This window comes from Undibacterium sp. Ji50W, from assembly GCF_049340445.1.
Lineage (GTDB): Bacteria > Pseudomonadota > Gammaproteobacteria > Burkholderiales > Burkholderiaceae_D > Undibacterium.
Window position 1 is genome coordinate 1,045,390 of record NZ_JBMPOX010000001.1, and the last position, 12,858, is coordinate 1,058,247.

The 12,858-nt window shown below is 53.4% G+C and carries 8 protein-coding genes and 1 pseudogene; 5 read left to right on the forward strand and 4 right to left on the reverse strand.

The annotated features are described in order from the left end of the window. Positions 1-49 precede the first annotated feature (49 nt). Positions 50-454, reverse strand: a complete 405-nt coding sequence (locus ACO0K9_RS04450; protein WP_422982150.1) for a hypothetical protein — start codon at positions 452-454, stop codon at positions 50-52. A gap of 406 nt (positions 455-860) precedes the next feature. Between ACO0K9_RS04450 and ACO0K9_RS04455 the strand changes: the two genes are divergently transcribed. Further along, positions 861-4,922 (forward strand): Pls/PosA family non-ribosomal peptide synthetase, encoded by a 4,062-nt coding sequence (locus tag ACO0K9_RS04455; protein ID WP_422982152.1) that lies wholly within the window; start codon positions 861-863, stop codon positions 4,920-4,922. A 3-nt stretch (positions 4,923-4,925) separates the two neighbouring features. Here ACO0K9_RS04455 and ACO0K9_RS04460 read toward each other — a convergent pair whose 3' ends face one another. The 3 genes and pseudogenes from ACO0K9_RS04460 to ACO0K9_RS04470 form a co-directional block, all read right to left on the reverse strand. Continuing rightward, complete coding sequence (locus ACO0K9_RS04460; RefSeq protein ID WP_422982540.1) at positions 4,926-5,066, reverse strand: hypothetical protein; 141 nt, start codon at positions 5,064-5,066, stop codon at positions 4,926-4,928. Positions 5,067-5,094: 28 nt separating this feature from the next. Beyond that, positions 5,095-5,154: pseudogene (locus ACO0K9_RS04465) on the reverse strand (hypothetical protein); the annotation flags it as partial. Between the two features lie 350 nt (positions 5,155-5,504). Continuing rightward, positions 5,505-5,732: a hypothetical protein gene (locus ACO0K9_RS04470; protein ID WP_422982154.1), complete on the reverse strand. Its 228-nt coding sequence runs from the start codon at positions 5,730-5,732 to the stop codon at positions 5,505-5,507. A gap of 169 nt (positions 5,733-5,901) precedes the next feature. On the opposite strand from ACO0K9_RS04470, the gene chrA reads away from it, so the two are divergent. From chrA to ACO0K9_RS04490, 4 genes are all read left to right on the forward strand, one after another. Beyond that, positions 5,902-7,284, forward strand: coding sequence for a chromate efflux transporter (gene chrA / locus ACO0K9_RS04475; protein ID WP_422982156.1), 1,383 nt, complete (start codon positions 5,902-5,904; stop codon positions 7,282-7,284). Positions 7,285-7,417: 133 nt separating this feature from the next. Next, entirely contained in the window at positions 7,418-8,152 is a 735-nt protein-coding gene (imuA, locus tag ACO0K9_RS04480; protein WP_422982158.1) for a translesion DNA synthesis-associated protein ImuA, read from the forward strand. Then, a complete protein-coding gene (locus ACO0K9_RS04485) occupies positions 8,094-9,635 on the forward strand; it encodes a Y-family DNA polymerase (protein ID WP_422982160.1) in 1,542 nt (513 codons plus the stop codon). Before imuA ends, ACO0K9_RS04485 begins: the two co-directional genes overlap by 59 nt. Positions 9,636-9,640: 5 nt before the next feature. Next, positions 9,641-12,847, forward strand: coding sequence for an error-prone DNA polymerase (locus ACO0K9_RS04490; RefSeq protein WP_422982162.1), 3,207 nt, complete (start codon positions 9,641-9,643; stop codon positions 12,845-12,847). The last annotated feature ends 11 nt before the right edge of the window (positions 12,848-12,858 follow it).

Genomic DNA, 12,858 nt, shown 5'->3' on the forward strand with positions numbered 1-12,858 from the left:
CTGAGCATTCATGTGCTGGTGAGAAAATATCTTATCGACTGCACCTTAGTTATTTATCTTCTTCCAAGTCAATACTGCCGCAATAATGTCTTTGCATATCGAAGAACGCAATCAACCAAAATAGCGCGCCACCAACGCTGCCTGTTATGAATAAAAGCGCGTAGAGAGATACATTTCCTGCTGAAAATAGCGATAATAAGTCCAGCAAAAATATGGGCGCAATCGACGCGCAAGCACCACCCAACATCGCACTTAGCAAGGTTTTTTTCTTGATTAATATTCCCGCAATGGGAAGACCGAGCAGAAAAAAACATGCATACCCCAACACAAGCAGTATGGGAAACCATGCAGTACTTCCGCTACGCTGCCAATTCAAAGTAGCTAAAGTCAGTATTGGTACGCTTGGCGAAATAGCGATAGCAAGTATCAATCTATATCTTTCCTTATTTTTCAAAATTACCTTCCTTGGTGTTTACGAGATTTCTTGCAGGTTCTTTTTTTAAATTCCTGGGCAACCCATCCTCCAGCATATGTGAATCAGGCCAGGCAATTAGCAATTAGGTTTTACGCACACAAGACAACCTGGCCGAAGCACGAACACGCGCCCCCCCATATCAAAAACAAGAAGCCTGTTTTATTGCGCCGCAACAAAAAAATATCCCATTCATACTGAACAACATTTCATCAGGCGCAAACATCAGTGTTGCCTTGTCACTTAAAACCGCCGTGACCGTGTGTCAAAATGTTAAACTCAACATCTTAGTTGCAATTTCTCAACATGAGGAAGTATTTGGCGCAAACAGGTCAAAAACAGGCCAAATTTAGCCTATATTAAGTGACCTTTCTCTTTTGAATTTTTTATGCATTCGTTTAGCAGCACAATAGCAAACCCTGAAATTTTGTATGGCGAGCAAAGACCTGATTTTTTGCGTGATGAAGTGCTGGCAGATTTGCTTGAGGCAAGCGCGGCAGCATTTCCTGATAAGACGGCACTCATCGCGGGCGAGCGCAGTCTTAGTTATCACCAGTTAAACGAGCATGCTGATCGTGTAGCATCTGTTTTAATCGCTGCGGGTGTACGCCCGGGGCATATTGTCGGGCTGTGGCTGACGCGTGGCATCAATCTGCTGGTGATGCAGGCCGCTATCGCCAAATCGGGAGCGGCCTGGCTGCCTTTTGATGCGGATACCCCGATTGATCGTATCGCAGTCTGCCTGCAGGATGCCAATGCCTTTGGCATCGTCAGTTGCCAGGCATTTGCCGATTCCCTGAGTACGCTCAGCTTCACACCATGGCTGGCGGAAGACCTGCTGGCGACGACTGTAGCAAGCCCGTTGAAACGCGGCCCGGTCAAGGGCACCGATCCGGCTTATGTGATTTACACGTCTGGCTCTACTGGCAAACCCAAGGGTATCGTGGTGAATCAGGGCAGTATCTGCCACTTCCTGCGCAGCGAAAACCATGTGCTGGGCATACGCAATGATGACCGTGTGTACCAGGGGTTTTCATTGGCATTTGACATGTCTTTTGAAGAAATCTGGATCAGTTATCTGGTGGGCGCGACCTTATGGCTGGCCCCCAAAGAAATTACGGCTGATCCGGATGCATTGCCACTGGCATTGAATGCAAATCATATTACGGTCTTGCATGCGGTACCTACCCTGCTGGCGCTGTTCACGCATGAAGTCGACAGCCTGCGCCTGATCAATCTGGGCGGTGAGATGTGTCCCGAGGTATTGGTCAAGCGCTGGTCACGGCCAGGGCGGCAGATGTTCAATACCTATGGCCCGACGGAAGCCAGTGTTTCTGCCAGCCTGGCCAGGCTACAGGCAGACCAGGTGGTGAATATTGGCAAGCCTTTGCCGAATTATTCGCTGCTGGTGATTGCTACTGATGTCGAAAACGGCTTGCGCCTGCTGCCGGCAGGCGAAACTGGCGAGCTGTGCATTTCTGGTCCGGGTGTGGCGATAGGTTATCTGGGGCGACCTGATCTGACGGCGGAAAAATTTCTGCCCAACCCCTGGGCCAGTCATCCGCATGAAGAAAGGCTGTACCGCACCGGTGATCTGGCCTGTTTTAATGCGGATGGCACAGTACAGTGCCTTGGGCGGGCGGATGACCAGGTAAAAATCCGTGGTTTCCGGGTTGAGCTGGGCGAGATTGAATCCGTCCTGGCGAAACAGGCTGGTGTGGGTGCCGTGGCCGTGGTGCTGCGCAAAGAAGACGAGATAGACCAGATCGTTGCCTTTATCGTCAATGATCAATTAGCGGCTGGTGCCGGTGCAGAGGCTTTTGCCCATCATGCGGCTGATTTGCGTACCATTTTGGGTAAGGCCTTGCCTGTGTATATGGTGCCGGCCCGCTTTGAATATTTGCCTGAAATGCCCAGGCTGACCTCGGGCAAGATTGATCGCAATACCCTGAAAAAAATTGAACTGCTGAAGTTGGCTGCGAATCATGATTCTGATGTTGCCGAAACAGCGACGGAAGAAGTTTTGTTCCCTGCCCTGGCCAGCCTGTTTCCCGGTCAGGCGATTCACCGTGCGTCTGATTTCTTTACGGACCTGGGTGGCCATTCATTGATGGCGGCCAAGCTGGTCTCGATTTTGCGCAAACATCCGCAATTCGCGTATTTCAGAATCAGTGATATTTACCAGCATCGCACCATTAGCAAGCTGCTGGCAGCGCTGGAAAGTGCCAGCCAGGCCCAGGCAATAGCGGCAACTACAGCGGCTACATCAGGCACCAGCAAACCGGCATGGACCCATGCACCTGACTGGAAGCGCTGGCTGTGTGGGCTGGGCCAGGCCATCGCCATTCCCTGGCTGGTGGCGATGCGCATGGTGCAATGGCTGGCACCATTTTTTGCTTACCATTACTTTACCGGTGATCCTGATGATTCCATCGCCAAAGCGGTAGTCTTGTCGGTGGGTGTATTCCTGTTGCTGACGCTGGCTGAATTTGCAGTTGCCATTGCTGGCAAATGGCTGATTGCCGGCCGCCTGAAAGCCGGGCGTTATCCGCTATGGGGCTGGACCTATTATCGCTGGTGGCTGGCAGACCGGCTGGTGGAAGCCGCACCTTCTTACATGCTCAGCGGTTCATCCCTGTATGCATGGTGGTTACGCGCACTCGGGGCCAAAATAGGCAAGGATGTAGTGATAGGCTCAATCACCTTGCGTGCGCCGGATCTGCTACAGATAGGCAACCACTGCAACATCGGCAATGCCAGCAATTTTGAAAATGCCCGTGTACAGCGTGGCGAACTCTTGCTGGGGTCCATTACCATGGCTGATGAAGCCTATGTCGGTTCTTATGCGGTATTGGAAGGTGATGTAAAAATTGAAGCTGCTGGCCATCTTGAGGGCCAGTCTGCCCTGAGCAGCGGCCAGGTCATCCCTGCATCGCGTATCTGGAAAGGTTCACCGGCACGTGACGTAGGTGCATTTGATCCGCATATCTATCCGCCCAGGCCGCAGGTTTCTGCCTGGCGTTTGGCGGGCGAGACGATCTTTTTTATATTTGGTTCTTTACTCATCAGCGCCTTGTTCTTCATGCCGGTATTCCCCAGTTTTGTGACGATAGACTGGTTTGATAATTCTGAATTATTTCCTGGTCTGCAAAGCAATTCCGTGATTTTTCAGTTGGTGAAGTATTTCTTGCTGGCCTTCCCGGCAACCGCCGTGCTGATCGTCTGTACGGCGCTGTTGTCTGCCGGTATACGCTGGAGTATTTTACCAACCTTGAAACAGGGTAATTATCCTGTGCACGGTAATACCTATTGCGGCAAATGGCTGGTCAACCAGATACAGGAATCCAGCCTGAATGTCTTGCACGGCGTCTATGCCACGGTCTATGCACCGTTCTGGTATCGCCTGCTGGGTGCCAAGGTCGGTCGTGGTGCCGAGATTTCAACAGCATTGGGCGTGGTACCCGATATGCTGACACTGGGGGATGACACCTTTATTGCCGATGCGGTCTTGCTGGGGGATGAGCAAATCGATGGTGGCTGGATGAGCATGCATCCTACCGTGATTTCACGTCGCAGCTTTGTCGGCAATGGGGCGTATATACCAGATGGCACCATACTGCCGGAAAATGTACTCATCGGTGTGCATAGCAGTGCACCGTCGAATCAGCAAATGCGTGAAGGCGACACCTGGCTGGGTTCGCCAGCGATTCATTTACCGGCACGTGAAGAAACCAAGGGTTTCCCGGAAAATCTGACCTTCCGTCCATCGGTGATCCGGCGCCTGGGTCGCGGTTTGATTGAGGCTTTTCGTATCATTGCGCCGCATGCCATGGTGATCGCTGTCGGCTACACCATCGTTCTGGATTTGATGCCTTTGGCCGGCGATGACCGCTGGAGTGAAGTTTTGTATTACCTGGTGGTCGCCGGTCTGCTGTATGGCGTTGGTAGTTTTGCCTTTGTGCTGGCGCTGAAATGGTTGCTTATTTTCCGCTACAAGAAAAGCAGCGTGCCCATGTGGACGCCGTTTGTCTGGTTATCGGAGGGTATTACCAATCTGTATGAAGGGATAGCGGTCCCGAATTTCATGCGTTATTTGCGTGGCACACCCTGGCTGCCGCTGGTATTCAATTTGCTCGGTTGCAAGATCGGGCGTGGCGTGTATATGGATACCACCGACATTACCGAGTTTGATTGTGTCAGCATTGGTGCCTATAGCGAAATCAATGCACTGGCCTGTCCGCAAACCCATTTGTTTGAAGACCGTGTCATGAAAATTGATCATGTCAGCATCGGTGAACGTGTGTACATGGGGCCGCGCAGTGCCGTTCTGTATAGCGCGGTGGTGGCAGATGATGCCAGCCTGGGTGCCCTGACCCTGGTCATGAAAGGGGAATTCATACCGGCAGGTTCCAGTTGGCATGGCTGCCCTGCGGCGATGACGGAGAGATGAGAATCAGGTATTGGCGTCGGCCCCATCCCTTGCGATGGAGCCGACGATACCTGCTTCCTGAGCCGCGCGCACGGCTTGCATGCGATTGACCACGTTCAAGGCTTTGAAAATGGCCGACAAATTGCCGATACATGGCCGATGCATGCGCCTTGACGGTGCTATCCGAGAGGCCGAGCCGGCGACCAATTTCTTTATTGGATAAACTGCTACAGACAAGTTTGAGTACCGCCAACTTTCAGGAATCTCCCACTTGAAAATTTGAAAGTGGGAGATTTCTTGCGTGGACAGATACCTGGAAACCAGGCTGGGGATTTGGTTCACCTCAATTGGTTCACCTCATCAAGGCAAGGCATAGTCTGGATGCCGCTGAAGAAGCCAGGTTCGGTCACCGGCTTGCGCTATCAATTTACGCCATCAATATCTGCCTATGTCAGGCAAGCCATCAACTGCTGCAGGACACTACAGCTCACAGCAGTAAATCACGACAGCAAATGCTTGTGACTGACATCGTATTGACATTCTTTTTCAGTAAAATAGTGCTTTAGCGCTGAATACAAGCCAGATGCATCTCAAAAGATACGATTACCAGTGTGCTTTGGACAGTATCACCAGCCATTTGCGGAACAACAGAATTTCCAGGTGACCTGCCTGCACGCCGGTACTGCAATCCATCATAGGGTTAACATAGTAAGAACGCTGACGAAAATCGCGGCAGACAAATATTTCACGACGGCCCAGACGCATCAAAAAGGAAGTCGGTGCGAATTGCAGACTGAAACGTGTGTCAAAAGACTGTTCAAGGTTTGCCATAATAGTTAATCTCCATGTCGGTTACGAATGTTAGAAGAACAGTAATCAGATCATTACGCAGCATTGTTCGTCCATGAACGTACTTTACCATAAAGTACTGTATGTGCAATCAGTATTTATTCTGATGTCGTTTTCTGAACTCATCTACAGGCAAGCAAGAACATAAAGAATGACGCTACCCACTATGATGCAATCTGACCCAGCTACCCTCAAGCAGGCTACGCCACCGACCGCAGTCAGTTTTGGGCAGGCACTGCTTTTTTGGCTGAAGCTGGGCTTCATCAGCTTTGGTGGCCCTGCCGGACAAATTGCCATCATGCATCAGGAACTGGTGGAAAACCGTCACTGGATTTCAGAACGACGCTTTTTACATGCGCTTAATTACTGCATGGTCCTGCCTGGGCCAGAAGCGCAGCAGCTTGCCACCTATATAGGCTGGCTGATGCATAAAACCCGTGGCGGCATTGCTGCTGGTGCGCTATTTGTGCTGCCTTCGCTGCTGATACTGATCGCTCTGTCATGGGTCTACATTGCCTATGGTGACCTGAGTCTGGTGGCCGGTTTGTTTTACGGTATCAAACCGGCGGTCACGGCGATTGTGGTACAAGCGGCCCATCGCATCGGTTCACGTGCGCTTAAAAACAATTACTTATGGGGTATTGCCGCAGCTGCTTTCATGGCGATTTTTGCCCTGGATATCCCTTTTCCATTGATCGTCCTACTGGCGGCACTCACTGGCTATATAGGTGGCAGGCTGGCACCGGAACAGTTCAAGACTGGGGGTGGCCATGGCAATGCCAACACTTCCTATGGCCCGGCATTGATTGACGACGACACGCCCACACCCTCTCATGCCAGGTTTGGCTGGGGCCGGCTGTTATGGGTGCTGATCACAGGCATGGCATTGTGGGCTATCCCCATGGGTCTGCTGACGGTGGCTTATGGATGGAACCATACACTGACGCAAATGGCATGGTTTTTCACCAAGGCAGCCCTGATGACGTTTGGCGGTGCCTATGCGGTACTGCCTTATGTGTATCAGGGTGCCGTCAGCGGCTATGGCTGGCTGACACCAACCCAGATGATAGATGGCCTGGCGCTAGGTGAAACCACTCCCGGTCCATTGATCATGGTGGTGGCATTTGTGGGTTTTATTGGCGGCTATGTGAAGGCCGTGTTTGGGCCAGACTCACTTTTCCTGGCCGGAGCAGTCGCTGCCGCGCTGGTGACCTGGTTTACCTTCCTGCCTTCGTTTCTGTTCATCCTGGCGGGTGGGCCGCTGGTGGAATCCACCCATGGCGATATCAATTTCACCGCCCCGCTGACGGCGATTACGGCAGCCGTGGTAGGTGTCATTCTAAATCTGGCCTTGTTTTTTGCTTATCACGTGATCTGGCCCCAGGGATTTAGCGGCCCGCTGGACTGGATATCTGCCCTGATCGCCCTCGCTGCCGCCATTGCCCTGCTGCGTTTCAAGCGAAATGTGATACATGTCATCGCTGCATGTGCCGTCATAGGCCTGGCTGTCACGACAGTCAAGACACTAAGCTGACGAGCATCAACAGAAACTTTACAAGACAGCAAGCATGAAATAAAGCTGCAACAAACGCAGATCAGCCACGAGTTTGTGTTTGAAGTTTTAGGCAGAATTACATATACTGTATATTTGTACAGTACAATCTATTATGCCCAGTATTTCCCCACTTGTCGCCGAAGGTATACATCCCGCATTGTGGCGTGCCTCACAACTGGCGCGTGGCCATGGTGCTTATCTGGATACCGGCTTTCCTGAATTACGTCTTGAATTGCCGGGTGGCGGCTGGCCTTTGGGGCAATTGACAGAAATTCTATTGCCCACAGCCGGCATTGCTGAACTGACGCTATTAAAGCCAGCCCTGAATCAATTGCAGGGTCGCCCCATTATCTTACTGACGCCACCTTATACGCCGCAGGCACTGGCATTATCCTGCGCCCATTTACAAACCTCGCAGTTGATCTGGATCACTTGCAACAAGCAGTCAAATGCACTCTGGGCCGCCGAACAGGTGTTACGCAATGGCAGTTGCGGTGCCCTGCTGTTCTGGCAATCACAGATACGCAGTGAAGCACTGCGCCGCCTGCATCTGGCGGCCCAAAGTTCGGATATCTTTTTTTGCCTGATGCGCAGCCTGCAGATGGCCCCACTGCCATCCCCGGCCCCATTACGATTGAGTCTGCGGCCCATCGCTGGCGGGCTGGAACTGGCAATGATCAAGCGTCGCGGTGGTTTGCGTGATCGTCCGCTGACCCTGCGTGTAGCAGCCCATCATTATTTGTATTCACATGCCCATACCAACAAAGAAACCCTTACGACAGACAGGCATGCTGGCGCAACGTCCGCCGCTCTGGCTCGCCGTACACCTGCCCATGCTCCAGCTTGAGGTGTTTGTGAAACACTGGCCCGGCGTCGAAGAAACCATGCCCAGTGCGGTACTGCAGCAGGGACGGGTCAGTGCGGTCTCGAAATCGGCGCGCCAGGCTGGCGTCTATCCGGGCATGCGCACGGGTGGCGCGCAGATGCTGTTGCCTGATATCCGCTGCTTTCAGCGTGATATCCAGCAAGAGCAATTGGATTTGCTGGCCAGTGCCACCGCTTTGCTACAGTATTCGCCCCAGGTAGCCCTGGCAGAAGACGATACCATCCTCATCGACATCAGCGCCAGCCTCAGCTTGTTTGGCGGCATCCGTGCCTTGCGCAAGCGTATTCAGGCCACCATGCAAGCCCTGGGCCTGACGGCAAACACGGGTATCGCCCCGGTGGCCAGGGCGGCATGGCTTTTTGCCAGACTGGCTGCACAAAAAAAACGGGTGGGCAAGCATGTGCTGGGCTTGAAGAAATTATCCCTGCATCTGGATCGCCTGCCCGTTGGCCTGCTGGCAGCGGCACAAGATTCGCTGGAGTTATTGCAGGGCATTGCCTGCCACAGCCTGCAAGATTTGCGGCAACTGCCACGACCCGGCCTGCAAAGACGCTGCGGCAAAGCCATCCTGCATGAATTGGATGCAGCCTATGGCGAACAAATCGAGCTGCATCAATGGCACAGCGCGCCCCCCGCATTCAAGGCCAAGGTGGAATTGCCTGACCGTATCGAGCAGGCCGATGCCCTGCTGATGTATGCCCGCAGCCTGCTGACCCAGTTGCTGGGCTGGCTGACGGTGCAGCACCTGGCGGTCAGTCATATCCATCTGGAGTTATTGCATGAACGGGGTCGCCAGGCCATGCCCCCTACCCTGTTTGATCTGAAACTGGGGCAAGCCTGTTGGCAGGAATCGCATTTACTCAGTCTGTTCAAGGAAAGACTGACACAGTTGAAACTGCACAGCGCCGTCATCGCCATCGTGCTGGAAGTCAAACAGACTAGCCCACGCGAGTTGCAGAGCGAAACCCTGTTTCCCGAACCCGGGGGCAAGGCAGAAGATCATCAACGCCTGCTGGAATTACTGGTTGCGCGCCTGGGTGAAAACGCTGTATTGAAAGCCCAGCCGCAAGCCGACCACAGACCGGATGTGGCCAATGCCTGGGTGTCGGTCATGCAACCGGTAACAAAAAAAACTGCTCTAGCCCATACCGGCCCGGCTGCGAGCGCGGTTACCAACGCGGCAGCCAATTTACGTCCCGACTGGCTGCTGCCCAAAGCATTAGCACTGGAAATCCGCAATCACCATCCTTATTACAAATCCGAACTGACACTGATTTCACCGGCAGAACGGATAGAAGCTGGCTGGTGGCATGAGCAGATACAGGCACGCGATTATTTTGTCGCCATAGATGCCAAAGCCGTGCGTTACTGGATTTATCGTGAACGCGCCATGGACCCGGACAGTGACCATGCCGTCTGGTTTTTACATGGCGTATTTGGGTGACCCTTATGGCGACCATTATGGCGACCAGCAGCTTACTCCCCGCCTATGCCGAATTATTCTGCATGACCAATTTCAGCTTCTTGCAGGGTGCATCACATGGCGAAGAACTGGTGGCGCGTGCCATCAGCCTGGATTACCAGGCACTGGCCATTACCGATGAATGCTCGCTGGCCGGTGTGGCACGGGCGCATACCGAAGCAAAGAAAAGTGGTTTTCCCCTGCTCATAGGCAGCCATTTCATACTCAGTGAGGAAGCAAACGCAGGGGCAGCGAATGAAACACAGGCCGCAAAAACCGGGCTGCATCTGATCGCCCTGGCGCAAAACCGTGAAGGCTATGGCAATTTATGCGAATTGATCACGCTGGCACGTGGACGCAGCAGCAAAGGCAATTATCTGCTGACCAGGAAGGATTTTTCAGCGCCACTCGAAGCACTGCGTCATCTGACATCGCTGCCGGATTGCCTGCTGATCCTGGTACCTGCCTATCCGGCTGAACCCACTATCCTGGCCAACCAGGCCAACTGGCTGGCGCACACTTTTCCCGGACGGGCCTGGATAGGCTTGAATCTGCTGACGCAAATGGCCGATTCCTACCAGCAGGAACAGGTATACCTGGCCGCCGATCAACTGAAGCTGCCCGTGGTGGCAATTGGTCAGGTCTGCATGCATGTGCGTTCACGCAAGCCCTTGCAAGACACCATGACGGCCATACGCATAGGCAAGCCAGTGGCGGAGTGTGGCTACACCCTGGCGCTGAATGCAGAACAACATTTACGGTCACGCTTGCGGCTGGCCAATATCTACCCGCGACAGGCGCTGGCCGAAACCATCCACATTGCCAATGCCTGCCATTTCTCCCTGAGCGAATTACGCTATGAATATCCGGATGAATTGATTCCCAAAGGGCATACGCCTGCCACCTATCTGCGCGTGGAAGTATATAAAGGCGCGCAACTGCGTTATCCGCGAGGCTTGCCATCAGGGCTGGCAGACCAGATTGAAACCGAATTACACCTGATCAATGACCTGGCGTATGAAGCTTACTTCCTGACCGTGTATGACATCGTGAATTTCGCCAGAAGTAACAAAATCCTTTGTCAGGGGCGCGGATCAGCCGCCAACTCTGTGGTCTGCTATTGCCTGCACATCACCGAAGTCAATCCAGAAACACATACCCTGCTGTTTGGTCGTTTTATATCCAAAGAAAGAAATGAACCACCGGATATTGATGTCGATTTCGAACACCAGCGCCGCGAAGAAGTCATGCAATACGTGTACAACAAGTATGGCAAAAACCGCGCCGCACTGGCAGCGGCGGTACATACCTACCGGCCACGCGGTGCCCTGCGCGAAGTAGGCAAAGCCCTGGGGGTGGATCTGGCCATTGTGGATGCAGTGGCCAAGTCACACCGCTGGTTTGACAGCAAGCAGGAATTATTGAACCGCTTTGCCGAATGCGGGCTGGATATCCAGTCCGTGCTGGCGCAGCAATGGGCCACGCTGGCGACGCAGTTATTGGGCTTTCCGCGCCACCTGTCACAGCACAGCGGTGGTTTTGTGATTACCCGGGGCAAACTGTCGCGCCTGGTCCCGATAGAAAACGCCGCCATGGAAAACCGCAGTGTCATCCAGTGGGACAAGGATGACCTGGAATCGCTGGGGCTGATGAAGGTGGATGTGCTGGCGCTGGGCATGCTGTCAGCCCTGAAGCGGGCACTGGATATGATGGGCAATTTTCCTGGTAAGCCAAGCAGCATGCAAGACATTCCCCGGGAAGACTCTGTCACCTATGACATGATCTGCAAAGCCGATACCGTCGGTGTATTTCAGATTGAATCGCGGGCGCAGATGAGCATGCTGCCGCGCTTGCGCCCACGCCAGTTTTATGACCTGGTGGTGCAGGTGGCGATAGTACGGCCCGGGCCGATACAGGGGGGCATGGTCCATCCTTATCTGCGCCGTCGCCAGGGCAAGGAAGCCATAGAAGAACACAAAGACCCGGCCATGCGTGCCGCCCTGAGCAGGACTCTGGGGGTACCGATTTTTCAGGAACAGGTCATGCAGATTGCCATGCTGGCCGCCGATTTTACTGCTGGCGAAGCCGATGGCCTGCGACGTGCCATGGCGGCATGGAAACGCAAAGGTGGACTGGAAGGCTATCACGACAGAATCGTCAACACCATGGTCAAAAACAAGTATGACAAAGCCTTTGCCGAAGCGATTTTTGAACAGATGAAAGGTTTTGGCGAATATGGTTTTCCTGAAAGCCACTCCTCCAGCTTTGCCATATTGGCCTATATCAGCAGCTGGATCAAATGCCATGAACCAGCCATCTTCCTGTGTTCGCTATTGAACTCACAACCCATGGGCTTTTATTCCCCTTTACAACTGGTGCAAGATGCCCGTCGCCACGATGTCAAAGTCAAGGCAGCCGATGTGATGCATAGCAACTGGGACTCTTCGCTGGAAGAAATGACCAACAATCGTTACACCAGCACACTACAACCTGTCGTTCGCCTGGGGCTATCCATGTTGCAGGGCATGTCTGAAAGCACGGCCCTGCGCATACAGCAAGCCCGTAACGAGCAGGCTTTTACCGATGTACAGGATCTTGCCAGACGGGCCGGACTAAATCGCCATGACCTGCAGGTACTGGCGGCTGGCAATGCCTTGCTGTCCCTGAGCGGCCATCGACGCCAGGCCTTGTGGGAAGCCATCGGTGCGCTGCCAGACCGGGATTTGCTACGCCCGACCAGCATACAGGAACAGACACCTGTACTGAAAGCACCGACGGAGGCACAGGAAATTCGCAGCGACTACCATGCCATGGGCCTGAGCCTGCAACGCCATCCTGTCGCCCTGTTGCGCCCGCAGTTACTGGAAAAGCGTTTCTTGCCGGCAGACATGCTCAATACCTTCCAGCAAGGGCAATTTGCCCGTGGTTGCGGCTTGGTGACAGTCAGGCAGCGTCCCGGTACGGCCAAGGGCGTACTGTTCATCACGATAGAAGATGAAACCGGGCCAGTGAATGTGATCATCTGGCCTTCACTGGTGGAAAAACAAAGACGCGAAGTCTTGAACGCCCAATTGCTGGGCGTGTATGGCATCTGGCAATGCGAAGCCGAAGTCCGCCACCTGATCGCCAAACGTCTGGTCGACATGTCACATCTGCTGGGACAATTGGCAGTGGGTAGCAGGGATTTTTGTTAAGCTACATTTTG